This is a genomic window from Amycolatopsis sp. WAC 04197, assembly GCF_003947475.1.
In the GTDB taxonomy this organism is placed as follows: domain Bacteria; phylum Actinomycetota; class Actinomycetes; order Mycobacteriales; family Pseudonocardiaceae; genus Amycolatopsis; species Amycolatopsis japonica.
Genome location: NZ_QHJK01000013.1, coordinates 42,926 through 59,199 on the forward strand (window position 1 = coordinate 42,926; position 16,274 = coordinate 59,199).

At 68.2% G+C, this 16,274-nt stretch carries 13 protein-coding genes; 6 read left to right on the forward strand and 7 right to left on the reverse strand.

Annotated elements, in window-relative coordinates:
* Positions 1–23: 23 nt before the first annotated feature.
* Both DMC64_RS37255 and DMC64_RS37260 read left to right on the forward strand, forming a co-directional pair.
* Positions 24–446, forward strand: coding sequence for a hypothetical protein (locus DMC64_RS37255; protein WP_125737364.1), 423 nt, complete (start codon positions 24–26; stop codon positions 444–446).
* An 8-nt stretch (positions 447–454) separates the two neighbouring features.
* Positions 455–2,377 (forward strand): hypothetical protein, encoded by a 1,923-nt coding sequence (locus DMC64_RS37260; protein ID WP_125737365.1) that lies wholly within the window; start codon positions 455–457, stop codon positions 2,375–2,377.
* 533 nt (positions 2,378–2,910) lie between these two features.
* On the opposite strand, the gene DMC64_RS37265 is transcribed toward DMC64_RS37260, so the two are convergent.
* Both DMC64_RS37265 and DMC64_RS37270 read right to left on the reverse strand, forming a co-directional pair.
* A complete protein-coding gene (locus tag DMC64_RS37265; RefSeq protein ID WP_125737366.1) occupies positions 2,911–4,182 on the reverse strand; it encodes a helix-turn-helix transcriptional regulator in 1,272 nt (423 codons plus the stop codon).
* 26 nt (positions 4,183–4,208) lie between these two features.
* Positions 4,209–5,591: a LuxR family transcriptional regulator gene (locus DMC64_RS37270; RefSeq protein ID WP_125737367.1), complete on the reverse strand. Its 1,383-nt coding sequence runs from the start codon at positions 5,589–5,591 to the stop codon at positions 4,209–4,211.
* 445 nt (positions 5,592–6,036) lie between these two features.
* Here DMC64_RS37270 and DMC64_RS37275 point away from each other — a divergent pair, with 445 nt between their 5' ends.
* Positions 6,037–6,489, forward strand: a complete 453-nt coding sequence (locus DMC64_RS37275; RefSeq protein WP_125737368.1) for a hypothetical protein — start codon at positions 6,037–6,039, stop codon at positions 6,487–6,489.
* 89 nt (positions 6,490–6,578) lie between these two features.
* A complete protein-coding gene (locus tag DMC64_RS37280) occupies positions 6,579–6,995 on the forward strand; it encodes a cold-shock protein (protein ID WP_125737369.1) in 417 nt (138 codons plus the stop codon).
* 16 nt (positions 6,996–7,011) lie between these two features.
* On the opposite strand, the gene DMC64_RS37285 is transcribed toward DMC64_RS37280, so the two are convergent.
* Positions 7,012–7,347 carry a hypothetical protein gene (locus DMC64_RS37285; RefSeq protein WP_125737370.1) on the reverse strand — a complete coding sequence of 112 codons (336 nt, stop codon included), beginning with the start codon at positions 7,345–7,347 and terminating at the stop codon, positions 7,012–7,014.
* A gap of 305 nt (positions 7,348–7,652) precedes the next feature.
* On the opposite strand from DMC64_RS37285, the gene DMC64_RS37290 reads away from it, so the two are divergent.
* Both DMC64_RS37290 and DMC64_RS37295 read left to right on the forward strand, forming a co-directional pair.
* Positions 7,653–7,877 carry a hypothetical protein gene (locus DMC64_RS37290; protein ID WP_125737371.1) on the forward strand — a complete coding sequence of 75 codons (225 nt, stop codon included), beginning with the start codon at positions 7,653–7,655 and terminating at the stop codon, positions 7,875–7,877.
* 198 nt (positions 7,878–8,075) lie between these two features.
* Positions 8,076–10,268 carry a BTAD domain-containing putative transcriptional regulator gene (locus DMC64_RS37295; protein WP_158634310.1) on the forward strand — a complete coding sequence of 731 codons (2,193 nt, stop codon included), beginning with the start codon at positions 8,076–8,078 and terminating at the stop codon, positions 10,266–10,268.
* Between the two features lie 672 nt (positions 10,269–10,940).
* Here the strand turns inward: DMC64_RS37295 and DMC64_RS37300 are convergent.
* The 4 genes from DMC64_RS37300 to DMC64_RS37315 form a co-directional block, all read right to left on the reverse strand.
* Positions 10,941–11,564: a response regulator transcription factor gene (locus tag DMC64_RS37300; RefSeq protein ID WP_125737373.1), complete on the reverse strand. Its 624-nt coding sequence runs from the start codon at positions 11,562–11,564 to the stop codon at positions 10,941–10,943.
* 70 nt (positions 11,565–11,634) lie between these two features.
* A complete protein-coding gene (locus tag DMC64_RS37305) occupies positions 11,635–12,285 on the reverse strand; it encodes a response regulator transcription factor (RefSeq protein WP_125737374.1) in 651 nt (216 codons plus the stop codon).
* A gap of 109 nt (positions 12,286–12,394) precedes the next feature.
* Positions 12,395–13,642 (reverse strand): type VII secretion-associated serine protease mycosin, encoded by a 1,248-nt coding sequence (gene mycP, locus DMC64_RS37310; protein WP_233629963.1) that lies wholly within the window; start codon positions 13,640–13,642, stop codon positions 12,395–12,397.
* Positions 13,639–16,236 (reverse strand): hypothetical protein, encoded by a 2,598-nt coding sequence (locus DMC64_RS37315; RefSeq protein WP_125737375.1) that lies wholly within the window; start codon positions 16,234–16,236, stop codon positions 13,639–13,641. Before DMC64_RS37315 ends, mycP begins: the two co-directional genes overlap by 4 nt.
* Between the last annotated feature and the right edge of the window lie 38 nt (positions 16,237–16,274).

Sequence of the window (16,274 nt, forward strand, 5' to 3'; positions counted from 1 at the left end):
CTCGCCGGATTTGAGGAGTCTGCATGTCGGACACCAGTTTCGACGCGGAGGGACTTCGGAAGTCCGCCAGGAACATCGGCAAACTTCTGAACGACATGGACGCCTTCGACACCATCAAGGGCCAGCATCCGGACGCGGGCTCTTTCGCCACGGCCCAGTGGCTCGAACGAATGGTGGACGATCGACGAAACGGCCTCGTCTCCCACGCCGCTCACCTCAAGACCATCTTCAAAAAGCTGGAAAGCTCGCTCAAATCGATCGCGGATTCGATGGAAGACGCGGATCGAGGCAACGCCGAAAAGATCGCAAAAAGCCTGGAAGGCGACTTGGTCGGCAAGATCACCGCCGACGATGCGAAGACCGAGAAGCGGCAACACAACTTCTCGGGCGGCAAGAACGACCCCGATGACGGCAACGGCTACGACGACTCGTTCAATCGAAACTAGGATGCTCCATGGCGGACAACGAAAACAAATTCCTCGTCGGCGCGAACGTCGAGCCTGCCCCGGATTTCGACGCCGGCCTGTACAAGTCGGTGTCCGAAATGGAGCGTGCCGCGGAGAAGCTGCTCAAGAATGCCAAGAACGACGTGTCCGGTTTCGAGTACCTCAGCGGTAACTCCAGCCTGGAGCACAGTACCTCGGCCGAACGGTGGTATCGGCTCGAGAAGGACTTCAAGTCGGCGGTCGATCACCTCGGCGAGGTGAACGAAAAGTTTGCGAAGGAGATCAAGGGCGTCCAGGACTCGCTTTCCGGTGCATCGGCCGACGCCTTCCAGGACTACGCGTCCGGAATTCACAAGCAGAGCGATGAACTGTTCAGCACCCTTACCGAGAAACAGTACGGAACCACCATCGGGAACGTCGGACACTCGATCCAGTCTTTCGCGGCGAAGTGGTGGGAAATCAAGAGCAACTCAAAGAAGAATCACAAGAGTTCCCAGGACGACCTAAAAAAAGACGCGAGTGTACGAATCGATAACGCACAGGACCTCGCCGAGGTCAGCCAGATCAACACGCAGCTCAAGACGGACCTCGAAGCCCTGAAGACCAGAACCGAGGGCGATCTCGTCCGCGAGCTTCAGGAACTCTTCAACTCGCTCGCCCGGCAGTATGAGACTCGCGTCCACGATCTGGCACCGCTCCACATCGTGGACGGCCACGCGAACCGCCCCGAACCCACCCCGCCCGCCGCCGACAACTCCCCAGCGGCCGACACCACCACACCCACACCCGACACCACCCCAGCACCCGATACCACCACACCCACCGACACCACCCCCACACCCGACACCGCCCCGGCACCCGACACCACCGCCACCACCCCAGCTTCACCATCCACGGGCGGCGCCACTTCCGGCGGCGCCGCACCTCCTTCGTCGACAGGCAGCTCCACACCCGCCTCCACCGCACCCGCCGCCGGCGCCCTTCCCACCAACTCCGCGCCCGGGACGCCGGCCAACTCCCCGGCCATGCCATCGACCGGCGTACCCGCAAGCAGCACCGCCCCCGCCGCCGACACCACCCCAGCCGCCGACACCAAACCCAGTGCAGCCAGCACACCCACGACCCCCGCCATACCGACCACCAGCCCCGCTTCACCGTCCACGGGCGGCGCCACTTCCGGCGGCGCCGCACCCCCTTCGTCGACAGGCAGCTCAACACCCGCCTCCACCGCACCCGCCGCCGACGCCCTTCCCGCCACGAGCTCCGCGCCCGCGATGCCGGCTGCCTCCCCGGCCACGCCATCCACGGGCGCTTCATCCGGCGCACCCGCCGGTAGCGCCGCACCCGCCGCTGCTCCACCTGCCGATACTCAGCCTGGCTCTGGCGAGGCCCCGGCGGTCACTGATCGCGACGAACGGCAAGAGGCGCTCGAGGAAGCCAAGGCAGCAGTGGACCGGGTCCTGGATCGGGCGATCGACCAGCAGGATCCGGACAAGCCGGAGCCGGCTGCTCAGGGCGGCGGAGCTTCGAGTGGGAGCGCCGGGCCGGACTCATGGCGCGCACAGCTCGACCAAGCGCATCAGGCCGTCGATCAGGCGATCGAGGCATTGGGCAGCGACAGCGATTCACCCGCCCGCCAGCAGGCACTGGAAGAGGCGGAGGCAGCAGTGGACAAGGCCTTCGAGTCGGTCGAGGAACAGGATTCCATGGCGAGCTTCCTCGATGGTTCAGAACACGGTGACCGCCACGAACACCATCACCACGAAGACCACCGTCGCGGGCACCACGATGACGCCGGACGAGAGCCCTCGCACGAACGCGGTCGCCACGGTGAACGCCCTGAGCACGCCCACGCCGGGCCTTGGCAGCAAGGAAATCGCCGCGGGCACGAAGACGGGCACCGGCCGCCCTGGACCGTACGAGAGCCTTGAGCCGCCGACCAGATCTTCAACACCCTCGCCGCATACTGCACGCGAATCAGTGACTCAGAACGCTAGAGCTCACATCAAGGCAGCGTCCGGCGGCTCGGCCTTGGCACCGAACCCTGGGGCTCAAGGAACACGCCACCAGGCCGACGGTCTGTTCATCGAGGATATTCGTTCGAGTAGGTGAATGGATGTGGGAATGACTGTGCTCGTCGCCAGGAGCGCACAAGGCGTCAAGGGCCTGTTCCCGGCGGCTGGTTGCGGGCGAACCTGACCGCCTCCCGGGCCGACGACCTTTACGAGCTGATCTCCGAACCCGGCCGTCGCCGAGGGCCTGCTGGACCGACTGATCAAGAACAGTCACAAACGAGGAGACCAGGTAAGACCGACCTCAGGACCCGCACCCTGCCGTACCAAGCCCGCGAAGGAACTCATGAGGGTCGCGTCCACCTCGTAAGTACACGAAGGAGGCGACCAAGCCGTGTTCAGTGCTACCTCACCGAACACGGCTCGATACCGTCCGACGTCGCGGGCACCGATCAGAGGGTGAAGATACCGCGCAACCCGTCCCGCCCGTTGACGCCCAGTTTGCGATAAACCTTGGACAGCCGGGCTTCGACCGTTCTCGTCGACACGGACAACCGATCGGCGATCTCCTTGTTCCGCAGTCCGGCGCGCGCCAGTTCCGTCACCTCTCGTTCCGGATCCGTCAACGGCACATGCTCGGTGGCGCGGCACAGGTCGTTCAGCACCGCGGTGAACTCCGGCCGCAGCACGACCCCACCGAAATCCCCTTGTTCGTCGCGGCGCGGCGCACCGTCGGAATCCACGGCGATGGTGGACGCCGCGTACAACGAAAGCGCCAGTGTTTCCCTCGCTCCCCAGCGGCGCGCCGCGATGACTCCCGCGGTGGCGAGGGAGGCCGCCAGCACAGGCCGCTGAAGTACGTGCGAGCAAAGCGCCGCGTGCGACCGCCAAGGGAGCACAGCCGGATTGTGCACGGCACGGCCGAGCAGCAGCCGGCCGCAGGCCTTGTAGTCGTCGTACCCGAGTTCGTGCCGTCCGGTGGCGAGATGCAGTCCGCCACGCGCGAAAAGGAGCTCGGCCTCATCGGCGACGTCGGTCAACGGGCCGTCGAAGTCGTGTTCACGCAGCAGAGCCCACGCTCGGCCGAATTCACCCGCCGCAACCGACGCGGAGACCGTCCACGCGACGGCGAGGCTTCGAAGCTCAGCGGGGAGCTCACCTGCCAAAATATCCTTCATCGCGTCGGCCGCGGCTTCCCGCGCCGCTCCCCAAGAGGTCAATCTCGCCCGCAACAGGGCAAGGGCCGACCGTGTCGACGCGGTACCGGGCCGGCCACGAGTGTCCTCGGCCAGCCTGAGCAGCGCCCTCGCGTCGGCGAGGTTCCCGGCGTACGCGAGCGCGAGCGCACCGCACCAGATCCGTGCGGGCCCCGGAAGTTCTTCGGACGCCAGCGGCGCGCGCGCCAGCCGCACCACCTCGCTCCGCTGCCGGCCACGGTTCAAAGCCTGGACGACACGGAGAACCTCTTTGGCTTCGCGTCTGGCGGGCCCGGATTCGTCGTGATCGAGCCCGTCGAGGAATCGCGCCCCGGCGATGTGCACCAGCTGGGTATACCCGACACCAGGTTTCGATAGCGAGTGCTGCGCCGAAAGCATGCGCACCAAATGCCCGGCGAGGTACCACCGGCCATCGGCCACCAACCGCTCGAGTTCGGTCCGCACGATTCCCCCGAGGTCTGCCGGACCGGCCACCACCGGCTCATCCGATCCGGCTTCTTCGAACATTTCACCCTCTCGCCATCGCCCTGCTCTCACGTCCGCCGGACGGCGACTTGTTCGCCGAGAGCGTCACGAAGCCCCCTTCGCCCCTGTACGCCCAGCTTGCGGTACACATTGGACAAGTGGAACTCGACACCTCTCAGTGAGAGAGCGAGCTTTCCGGCGATCTGTTCGTTGGAATGGCCACCTCTCGCCAGCGACGCCACTCTGCTCTCCTGTCTGGTCAGTTGAACCGACTCGGTCAGACCGCCGAACTCCGCGCGAAGGTCGCGGACTCGGCCGTGCGCACCGATCTCCTTCGCGATTCCCATGGCCTGGCCGATGCGCCAGCGAGCCCCGGCCACATCGTCGCGGGCGGCCAGCCTCCGAGCCAGCTCCTGGTTGACGGTGATCAGCTCGCTGCGCGCTCCGCCGACTTCGAGCAGCTCGGCCGCCTCCGTCAGCTGCGCACAGGCGTCCGGCCCGTCCTCGACAGTCGCCAGCGTGCCGAGTGCCATTCCGAGCACCCTCGGCTCTCCCCAGCCGCGGGCCCTGAGCAGCACCTGCCCGGCGATCCGGGCGGCGAACTCGTCCCGATGAGCGGCCTTGGCCGCCAGGGAGATCTGCGTGGGGCACAGCAGCATGGCCCGGTTGGACATCCGCTGTCCCTCGAACAACCGTTCGGCCTGCAGGAAGTCCTGGAATCCGATGTCCGCGGCACCGGTGGCCAACCGGACCGCGGCGCGGGCCGACAGCAACATCGGACGGCACATCAGCCACTGTTGCGCCGCCGTCTCGAGCCCGCTGCGCTCCATCAGGTCCACCGCTTCGTCGATCGCCCCCTCCTCGAGCAGCACATCGACCAGCCACGAGACGCCGAGCAACCGGACGTTCTGCGTCACGTCGGACTCGATCAGCTCGCCGAGCACTCGTCGCGCACCCGGCAGGTCGCCGGTGTGCCGGGCCACCCTCGCGCGAGCGCGGAGCATCATGCTGCGGCGTTGCGCGCGGGTGAAGGGTCCAGGCTCGACGTCTTCGACCAGCCGGGCGCATTGCTCGTCGACGGTCACCAGTTCGCCCGCGCTCACCAACGTCACCAAAGCGCGCCACACACATAACGGATCGTGGCGGCAAGGCGCCTCCTCCAGCGCCTCCTCCGCACACGCCACGGCCAGCCCTACGTCTTGTCCGCGAGTCATCTCCCGGGCGGATCTGGACGAGGCGCACTGCCCGGCAGGCGCGTCCGGGACCGGCCGGGTGTCCTGCCCGGCCATCAGCCAGGGCACGCTCGCCGTCAACCCGGGGGTGATCACTTCCAGCTGGGCTTCGACCTCCGAGGAGCACAGGCCCGGAGAGCTGCGGGAATCGAAGCCGAGACCATCGGAGGTGTCCGGGTGGTCCCGCATTCGGAGCTGGCCGTCCCCGCGCCGAATCATGATCACCTCTGGTGTCGCCGTCCAAGAACACAAGGCCGGTCAGCGTATCGCCCGCCAGGCCCGGCGATCCATCGTAGCCGGAATTCAGGACAACGATTTCACCCGAAATTACAGCGCGCCGAAGACGTTCCGGCAACCGGGGAGTCCAGCGGATCGATGCCCGAATTCTCGCCCCTGCCGGCCGGACAGCAAGCCCACGAGCGGAAGTCACGTCAGAAAAGGCAGTCATTCCCAGCAGATCGGGCAGCGCCAGCGGCGAAGCACCGCTCACGGTTCGCGAAGTGCCAGAATGCGATCGGCGGCTCCGCCGTCGACACATGCTGCAGGTGCAGGATGCCTTCCCGCGCCACGACCGGCGACCGTCCCACCCGGCGCAACGCATTCCGGGAGAACAGCGGGGTCTGTGGTAGGAAGCGAAGGAGCAGAGGGATCGAAGGAGTTCACGATGAAAGCAGCTTTGCGCGTCGCCGTCGTGATCGGACTACTGGGTTCCGCCGGTGTCCACTTCTACCTCTGGACCATCGAAGGGCTGGGCTTCCTCGCCCCCCTGTTCCTCCTCAACGCGATATCCGGTCCGCTCATCGCGATCGGTTTACTGGCGTGGCGCCACCGTCTCATGGTGTGGCTGGCCGTCGACTTCGGCGTGGCCACCCTCGGTTCCTACGCCATCGCGGAGACGGTCGGTATCTTCGCGCAACGAGATCACTTCAGCACCTTCGCGGAATATTGCGCCACGGCGACCGAACTGGTTTGCATCATCTGCGGCGGACTCTTGCTGGTTCTCCTCCGCAATGACGGGAAGAACCGCCCGCTCAAGGAGCCGAAGCCGCAATACAGCCTGCCGATCCTGCTCTCGCGCGGCTCCGAGGCGCCCGACGGCGGCGAACGTACTGTCTGACGTCTCGGCAATCCTCGTCTTCGGACGCGGGATCCGTGCGTGCGTGAACGCACCTTGCACATCATCGAAATCCGGAGGAAGAGTCCAGCATGCCCGCAGGCAAGATCGTCAGCTTCGATGAGATCCGAGGCTATGGCTTCGTCGCACCTGAGAACGGCGGCGAAGACGTGTTCGTACACGTCAACTCGCTCACGTTCGACAAACGACTGCTCGGCCCGGGTGTCGCCGTGAAGTTCGACGTGATGGAGAGCGAACGCGGCTTGAAGGCTTCACGTGTCGACCTCGTCGAATCCCCGCAGAGCGGCACGGCCGACGCCGCCCGCAAGAAGGCCGAGGCACACAATCAAGACGACGGGATGTGTGACGTCCTGACGGTCAAGGAGTTTCTCGACGAAGTCACCGAGTCACTGATCTCGGCCGCGCCGAGCGTCACCGGCGAGCAGATCACGCTGATCCGGCGGCAGCTCGTCCACATGGCACACAAGCACGGCTGGGTGGAGGCTTGACGGCTCGGCCCTCGAATCAGGCGTGGACGAGCACGAACCCATCGGTCCGCGCCTTGCTGAGCAGTTCCACGGCGGACCGGAGCCGCTCGGTGGCCTCCTGCGAGTCGCCCGCCTCGCACCGCCGGAACGCCTCGGCGGCGTCGGTCAAACCGACCAGGATGTCGATGTAGGAGTCGCGGACCGGGCCCCGCGGCTGAACGATGACCAGGCCGGCCAGCTGGTCGACGTAGTCGTCGAAGTGGTTCGCCAGCTCCAGGTGCGGACGGAGGACCTCTTCGCGGGCATCGGATGGCGCGCAGCTCGCCTTTTCCCCAGGTTCGGCGCCATGCCGGTGGTCATCCTCGAACACCACGATATCCCCCCTTCTCAGCGGCTCGGACATCTCGGTAATCCTGTCATCTTCCGCTGCCGACACTACCGCCGTTCAGTGGAATTACCTGGCCGCACTGACAAATTACCGGTGACTCTGCCCTTCCGCACCACTTTCCGCCCACAAGGGTCGAATTCCCCTCGTCGCGGTGCTATCAGGCCGCAGCGCTGGTCCGGGCACAGGGAAGAACGAGGTCGGCTACCGTACGTCGCACACCTCCCCGACGGGTTCGAGCCCGTTGTTCGCCGATATGAGATAGTCGCTCGGCGTACGCGAAAAATGAATGTGTGCGCCTATTCCATCTCTCGTTTATCCGAGCTTCGCACGCGACGAAAATCGAATTCCACTCCTTTGTCATGGGCCGGCGCGGCGCCTCCATCGGCTCACGAAGGCGGCGTCAGACAGCACTCGATGGTCACCTGACAGCGAAGACCGATCATCGTCCGGCATCGGCGGCAAGAGAGCGGCAGGACGAGCTGTTTTCGCTGGTCAAAGCCATGATCGAAAGCTGATTCGACCAGCTCTGAACGGTCGCTCGGCACTCTTCGCGGGACCTCGGGAGACCGCACCCCTGTGGAAGGACCGCAGAGTTCCCCGATGAGGCCGCGCCCCGCTCGACACGCGCCTTAAGGGGGTGGAAAGTCCCCTTGAAGCCCCTGCAATTTGATAGCCATCGCCGATTCTCGTACTCGACCAGCTGGGAGGCCGTCGTGCGACTTCGATTCGCTCTCTTCGGCCAAGTCCAAGCCTGGTACGACGACGACGAGATCGTTTTGGGGCCGGCACATCGCCGCACGGTTCTCGCCGTCCTCGCCCTGCGTGCCAACCAGGTCGTCACCCGTTCGGAGTTGATCGACGCCGTATGGGGCGAACATCCTCCTGCGAGCGCGAACGGGAGTATTTACACGTACGTGTCCGCGCTCCGCAAGGCCCTGACTCCCCGTGATCCCGAAGCTCATGCCGTACTGGAATCGAACGCGACGGGTTATCTCCTGCGTGTGCCGGACGAGGCCATCGACATCGCCCGATTCGAAGCCTTGCGTGAGGAGGCTCGGCGCCGATACCGGAACTCCGACCCCCTCGGCGCGATCGCCGCACTCGATGACGCCCTCGACCTGTACCGCGGCGAACCGCTCGCGGACCTCCCCGGCCCGTTCGCGGCCGCTCAGCGGGAACGGTTGAAGGAACTACGGCTCGACACCGTCGAACAGCGCGCGCGAGCACTGGTGGACGTCGGTGAGCACGCGCGCGTCGCCGCCGACCTGAGCGATGTCGCCTCGCGACACCCGATGCGGGAAAACCTGCAAGACCTGCTGCTGCTCTCGCTGTACCGAAGCGGGCGGCGCGACGAGGCGCTGGAAGTCTTCGAATCGGTCCGGGCGATCACCATCGAACAGCTCGGTACGGAACCGGGCTCCGCCTTGACCACCCGCTACGACCAGATTCGGTCCGACGATCCGGCGCTGTGGCCTGCTGAGACGAACGACTCCTCCGGCCTGGCTCGCCTGCGCCCCGGGGTGTTCGTCGGCCGTGACACGGAGCTGGCCCACCTCCGCTCCGCGATCACCGGGGTCGAGCACGGCCACGGTGGAGTGATCTGGATCGAAGGCGGGGCGGGAGTCGGCAAGTCCGCGCTGGTCGCCGAAGCCCTGACCGATGCCCGGTGCCCGGTCGGGATCGGGGTGGCCGACGAATTCAGCTCGGCCTCGCCCTTTCGGTTGATGCTCTCGTGCCTCGGGGTCCGGCACGCCGCCCCCGACCCCCGTCGCGCGCTTCTCGCACGCGCGCTGAAGGGTCCGCGCGACCCGGATCACCCGGCCGACGTCGCATCGATCGTCGAGCTGGTCCGTGAGCTCTGCGCGCAGGCTCCGCTGATCCTTTTCGCCGACGACCTGCACTGGATGGACTCGGCCAGTCTGTCGGTCTGGCGGGAACTCGTCCGGTTGACCGCCGACTCGCCACTGCTCCTCATCGGCGCCCACCGACCCCTGCCCTCGGGTGCGGGTCTCGCCGAGCTGCGCGACCAGACCGGCGAGACCCGGCGGCTGCGAGAACTTTCCGAAGACGAGGCGTCGGAACTACTGGCTGTCCTCATCGGACCTTCACCTGAGCCCGCGGTCGCCGAGTTCGCCGCGACCGCGGCGGGAAACCCCAGGTTCCTCACCGACCTCGTCGACGCGTGGCAGACACACGGCGCACTGGCCGAACCGGACGGCGACGGCCGGCCGGCCTTGCCGGTCTCCGCCGCGCAGGTGATCAAGCGCCGCCTGGCCTTCCTGCCCGCCCGAGCCCAGGAGGCGCTGCGCTGGGCGGCACTGTTCGACCCCGAGTTCCCGACACGGGACCTGGCCATGGTTCTCGACCTTCCGGCTACCGAAGCCGAGCGACTGGTGGACGAGCTCGTCGACGCGGGTCTGCTGAGGCGTGACGGTCAGCGGCTCGGCTTCCGGCATCCCGTCGTCCGCCAGGCGTTCCACGCGACCATGCCACAAGCGATCCGCCTCGCGCTGCACCGGCAGCTCGCGGAGATCCTCGACGCGGCCGGGACACCGGCGGAGCACGTCGCCGGCTTCCTGGCCGCCGCACCGGTTCCCGTCGACACGTGGGTACGCGAGTGGGTGCTTCGCAACGGGCACGCACTCGCTCCGAGCTCGCCCAAGGTGGCGCTGCGGCTTGTCCGGCGAGTCAGTTCGGCACCGGACACGACCGACGACGACCGGTCACGCCTCGAAGGCGTCCACCGAGGACTCCTCAGGTGGCTCGCCGAGGACGGCTCAGGAACGCCCGCGCCCGAGATACCACCTCAACGGATCTCGACCGGCGCTTACCTCGCCGATGCGGCCCGAGGGCGGCTGGCGGATCGTTTGCCCCCGGAACTGGCTTGCAGGCCGGAACCGCAGTAGCCGGGGCCTGCCTAGGGGTATACCGCCTGAGTGGATTCCTTTGCACCCGGTGGCCTGCGGCGCGGAGATGTGACTTCGCGTGCTCGGGCCCGGATCTCGCGTGCTCACGACGCTCGGTACATGAAGGCCCCCTTCCTTGCGCCTGGCGCAAGGAAGGGGGCAAAGTCGCATGAGCGCCGGGCCGATGCCGCTCTTGATGATGAGAACAGGACCTCCGAACAGGGTGGTTATCGAACGGTAGGGCAAAGGTGTCCTGTCGGGTGGTCGGCGCTCGGGGTGCTCGGCGAGGTGAAGGGAGCTTTCACCTCATCGCACGCGCGGAAAGGCCCCTTCGCCACAGGTGGTGCGGTCCTTATCGCGACCGAAGGCTCGCACACGTCGCGAAAGTGGCTTTCGCGACACCAAAGCCGGCCTCCAGCAAGCACCGAGCACGCCACATTCGTCTTACAGGCAATAGATTCCTCAACACCACTAACTATGTACAGATGCCAGGGATGTCAGGCCGTGGTGACGAGCCTCTTCGCCACCCGCTTGGCCAGCGGGTATGCGACTTCGCCGAGCTCCTTGCGCCTGGCGCGAGGAAGGGGTCTTCAGATACCGAATCGAACAACACGATGCAGCGAGCGGCGTCCGCGTCCCCCGGGCGGGAATTGAGACGCGGGGCCGGTCGGCTCAGATCACGCCGGCTCGGAGCGCGTACGCCACGGCGTGCGGGCGGTTTCGCAGGTGCAACCTGTTGGTCATGGAGTAGATGACGCTCTTGACCGTCCGCTCGGAGTAACACAGCTCCTCGGCGATCTCCGCGGTGTCGAAGCCGTCGGCGATCAACCGCAGGATGTCCACCTCACGCGAGGTCAGTCCGGCCGCTCCCAGGCCCCGGGGCGACAACACGTCGCGCTGCAGCCGGCGCACGTTCTCCAGCAACTGTCCCAGCAGGTCCGGCGGCAGTGCCCCACGGCCCGAACTCGCCGAGCGCACGACCTCCACCAGGCGGTCGGCGGTGACCTGCTCACGCGACAGCACCGCCACCACCCGGCACTCGACGGCCGTCATCACCTCGTGCTCCTGCAACTCGTTCGTCACCAGGACGGTCGGCACGGCCACCTCGGCCGCACGTTGCTTGAGCTCCGTCACCACCTGCGACGACATCCGGTCAGCCTGGACGACCAGCACGTCGCTCTCGGTCAACGCCGAGCAATCGACGACCTCCACTTCCGGCCGCGACCGGAAGTAGCTGGTCAGCCCGACCTGCGTGATCGCGTCGAACGCACGTACCCCAACCCGTACCGTCTTCACCAGAACCTCCCGCTCCCTGTATCTGTTGTCCGAATGCGAAGTCCGCTACCCGGGGACCACGAAGACCGCCTCAAATCGCCCCCGTCCGGAAGGCATACGCCACCGCGTGCGCACGTGAGTTCAGGCCCATGCGGTTGATGAAGCCGTAGAGGACGTTCTTGATCGTGCCCTCGGAGTAAGGCAGCAGGTCCGCCATCTCTTCGGTCTGGTATCCGTCGGCGATGAGCCTGAGCACCGCGAGTTCACGGTCTTCCAGGCCGGACAGGGTGAGCCCCTCCGGCTCCAGGATGTCGGTCCTCAAGCGGTTGAGCCGTTCGAGAAGCGTTCCCTGGAGCGAACCAGGCAAGAACGCGGCCCCCCGGCTCACCGCGGTGACCATGGCGGCGAGAGAAGTGTTGGTGACGTCCTGCCGGTGCAGGAACGCCACCACGCCGCATTCCACGGCCGTGAGGACGTCTTCGGCACGGAAATCCCGGCAGACCACCACGCACCGCAGCGCCGCGTCGGCACCGAGCCGGTTCTGCAGCCGCCTGAGGTAGGCGAACACCTCCACCCCCGCGACACCCTCGACCGCCACCACCGTGACGTCCGGGGCGTCGACCCGGTCCTGGTCCAGGTCATCGAGACGGACATGCAGGTGCGGGGACCGGTCCAGCAAGGCACGGACCCCGGCCGACGTGAACGGGTCGGGCGCGTACACCAGGACCTCGGCGCTCTCCACGGCTGCCTCCCTCCGACCGATTTCATCAGTGGGGAAAGCTTGGGCCCGCACACTTCACTCGACCTCTATCGCCCAACGGCGGCCGGTGGACGCCCTCACGAGCGACCGGTCACCGGGGACCGGCGTCCCGGGACCGGACGCGAACCGTCCGCTGCACCGCCCACTTGCGTTCCCGTCCGCCACGCAGCATCCGGAGCGCGGGCACGAGCACGAGGACCAGTGCTCCCGCAACGGCCACGCTGAGCACCGCGACCGCCTGCCCGTTCTCGTCACTCGCGGGGCCGGGTACCGGGCCCATCGGAGGTGGGCCCGCCATCTGCTTCGGTACGCCGAATTCCTCGGGCAGCACCCTGGTCACGGCCGCCACGACGTTCAGCGTGCCCCAGCCCAAGCCGGGGTCGGGGCGTCCGGCCACCGGCGGATCGGCGGTCACCTGGAGCCGATGCTTGACCTGCCCCGCGGTGAGCTGCGGATGGTAGGCCCGCACCAAAGCGGCGGCCCCGCTGACGAAAGGCGCCGAATAGCTCGTCCCGGTACCCTGCCATTGCCCGGGTCCGCCGGGGCCGATGCTCGTCACACCGACACCGGGAGCGACGAGCGACAGGAAAGACCCGGTCTGGGAGAAATCGGCGTGCTTGCCTTCGCGGTCGACCGCTCCCACCGCGATGACGCCGGGATACGAGGCCGGATAAGTCACCGGATCGCCCTGCTGCGCGCTGTTGGCCGCCGAGGCGACGACCACGACGTCGCGGCCCGCCGCGTAGTTGACCGCGGCGGACAGTTTCGGATCGTCCACCGTCGTGCTGGCGGACACGTTGATCACCCGGGCGCCACCGTCCACGGCCGCACGGATGCCGTCGCCGAGGGACGCCGCCGTGAGGACCGGTGCGGAGCCGTCCTCGCCGAGTTTGGCGCACCGGATCGGCAGGATCGACGCGCCCGGCGCGATTCCCGTGAACCCCGTGGCCGGGTCCCGCGCGGCCGCGACGATGCCGGCCACGAACGTGCCATGACCGTAACAATCCGTGTCCGCCCGGCCACCCTCTCCCGTTACGTCGACTCCAGCGGTCACCTTCCCGCCCGAGAGCTGCGGCGAGGCGCCGTCCACTCCCGAATCGACAATGCCGACGGTGACCCCGGAGCCGTTGGTCAGCGGCCAGACGCGTTCGGGGGCCAGCCGTTGCTGGGCCCAGGGCGCCGCCCGTTCGGTTCCCTGCGGCGGACCGAGACACCCCTTCTGATCGGTCGGCAGGGGCAACGGCGGCTGCTGGGCGGCCACCGGGACGGCGGAAAGGACCGTGAACACGAGGACGGCGGCCAGAGTCGCCGTCACCTCGACGACCCGTGGCGGTTTCACGACGCCATCACGGTCGACTGCCCACCCGCTCGTCCCGGCGCCGACATCGTCTCGGCGTCCCACGCGACGAGCGGGCTGGTCAGCCGGGCGACCACGTCCGGGCCGTCCACCAGCCGGAGGGCGTTCCTCCGACGCCGGGCCAGCACCGCGTCGAGCTTGCCGAGCGCCCGCTGGTCACGTTCGTCGAGTTCGGTGGTTTCGGCGGGCGCCTCCCCCGGCGCCAGTTCGCGTAGGAGAACCGCGATCCGCGGTGCCCGAGGTCCGTCGATGTCCTGATCGTCGCTCTCCTCGGCACGCCGCACCGCCAGTGCCTTGAACCGCGCCCCGGCACCGAACACCACTTCGTCCGGCGTCCGCTGGCCCAGCAACTCCGTCGTGCGCCGTGCCGAAGCGGGCCAGATCAGCACGTCGACCGCGGCGTCGGTCACCGTGACGTCCAGGTCGAGGCTGGCCGTGAGAAAACCGGGCTCGACATGCACTGTGCCGGGTTCGACCGGTTCGCCGGACCGGCTCTGGCGCAGAACGGGCCGCCGATGCATCGGCAGACGGCGGATCCCCGAGGACAGACACTCGACCTGACCGGGCAGTCCGCCGCCCTGGCCGGCCCGGACCGCTCCGTTGACCGCTTGCGCGCCGCCGCGGCCCTCACCCAAGAAGAGGCATACCGCCGCGTAGTCGGCCTTCACCCCGGCCGAATCGTCCTGGCGCATCGACGGCCAGGTCGCCAACGCCGCGTTGACGGTGGCCAGGGCTTCACTGAAGTCGTGTCCCGCCGCCGCGGTGAAACTGGCCTGTTCCGTCGTCTTGCTGTCACGGTCGGCGACCGCCAGTGGCGTCGGCCCGGGAGCCACCGACACGGGGTCGCCCTTCGGTGCCGCCGGGGCGACCGGTGCCCTCGGTACCGGAGCAGCGCCGGCCAGGCCGGGAAACCCTTCCGGCGAAGCCGGCGAGAGCGGTTCGACGGAGCGGGGCGGGGGCTCCGGAGCATGGCCGGGGCCCCCGACCGCCGGCGGGGCCGCGGGACGCCCGGAATCGCCGGACGATTTCCCGGCGGCGGGATCGTCACGAGGTTCTTCGGCTCGTACCGGCGGCGGCGTTTCGGCGCGACGGCCGGGCTCGGGCGCCGGCCGGGTCCCCGGCATCCCGGAGACCGTCGGAATGGGAATCGCCGACATCGTCGCGATCCTCGCCGCCGCGTCCGCGCCCGGCGTCGGGCGGTTCTCCGGGACGGCGGGTGCCCGGTCCGGCCCGGCGGCGGGGCGGTCAGGCACCGCGGTGGAATCAGCAGCGGGCCCGGGCTCGTCAGGCACTGCCCGGTGTCGCGGCGCGTCGGGCACCACCCGGTGCCGGGGGACCGCCCCGTTCCTGGGGGCCGCGGCTGCCGCCGGTGGCCCACCGGCCGAAGCGAGCTTGCCGAGAACCGCCTTGGTCGACTCGTCCGGTCGTCCGGCGACGCGGAACCTGGCCCGCGACCGCAGGGCGGGGTCCACACCGGACAGCAGTTTCTCCACCGCGTGCAGCAGGGACCTGTTCACCTGCGTTCCGGGCGTACCGAGCTGCAGGGTCCATCCGGCCGGATCGAAGGGCAAGGCGGTCGAGGCCGGGTCCACCTCGCCGAAGCGGACCACCAGGCCCGAGGGCACCACGTCGGCTCGCACGTCACCGAGCCGGTAGGTGGTGAGGCCGATCCGTTCCCAGCCGTGGGGAGGCGGGGCGACATCGAGTACCACCTGGTCCCCACCTGCCCCCGGCTGGCGGAGCAGGGTCGCGAATGAGGGGAACCGCGACCGCGGCGGCCGGTTCCCCGGCCCGGCGGTCGAAAACCCGCCAGGGGCGATCACCAGGTCACGGCCGACGCGCAGGGCGCATTCGGCGAGCCAGGCATACCCCGCGGCCGCGGGTTCGGCCGGGACGAGCACGAACGGCTCCGGCAGCAACCTGAGCACGTCGGCGACGGCCGACGGTGGCGGCACCACCCCGTGTCCGCCCACGAACACCTTGGGTGCCCGGGAATCCACGGGCACCCAGGCCACCGGGTCGGAGAGCTTCGGCGGTGCCGTGCGAAGGTCACGGACGACCAGCCCGGCGGGCACCGGGTCCACCGCGACCGTCCCCTGGACGAACGGCCGGGCGATCACGTCGGTCTCCCACCCGGGTCGCGGATGCCGCATCCCGTCGAACTCGGCCTCCTGACCCGGCCGGAACAGCCGCCAGCCGGTGCCGCCGGTGCCGTGTCCCGCGAACAGGGCCGCGCCAGGGCGGTCGAGGAAGCCGCCGTCCGCGGCGAACAGATCGGTACCGAGCTGGTCGGCGAGACGCTGCGCGAGCACCGGGTGCGCGCCCAGCCGGGGAAGCCCGATCCGGACGGTGAGGGCGCCGGTCTCCCGCCGGGCGAGTCCCACCAGGTCCGGAAGGACGCCGAAGACCGAAGGGTTTCTGGCGGCGACCGGCGAGACCAGCACGAACAACTGTCCGTCCACCACGGGCGGCCACGCGAACCGCCCCGCGTGGTCCACGGTTTCGTGGCGCTCCCGCACGAGCAGGTGCGCTCCGCACCGGTCGGCGACCAGTGCGGCCGCGGAATGTTCAGCCATCTTCTCGCTCCAGCTTTCGAGCTCCGGCACCCGCGGGC

Coding starts and splice junctions, on each gene's coding strand:
- DMC64_RS37275 (WP_125737368.1), top strand. CDS start 6,037: ATGAAAGCAGCTTTGCGCGTCGCCGTCGTGATCGGACTACTGGGTTCC.
- DMC64_RS37280 (WP_125737369.1), top strand. CDS start 6,579: ATGCCCGCAGGCAAGATCGTCAGCTTCGATGAGATCCGAGGCTATGGC.
- DMC64_RS37315 (WP_125737375.1), bottom strand. CDS start 16,236: ATGGCTGAACATTCCGCGGCCGCACTGGTCGCCGACCGGTGCGGAGCG.
- DMC64_RS37270 (WP_125737367.1), bottom strand. CDS start 5,591: ATGATTCGGCGCGGGGACGGCCAGCTCCGAATGCGGGACCACCCGGAC.
- DMC64_RS37260 (WP_125737365.1), top strand. CDS start 455: ATGGCGGACAACGAAAACAAATTCCTCGTCGGCGCGAACGTCGAGCCT.
- DMC64_RS37265 (WP_125737366.1), bottom strand. CDS start 4,182: ATGTTCGAAGAAGCCGGATCGGATGAGCCGGTGGTGGCCGGTCCGGCA.
- DMC64_RS37255 (WP_125737364.1), top strand. CDS start 24: ATGTCGGACACCAGTTTCGACGCGGAGGGACTTCGGAAGTCCGCCAGG.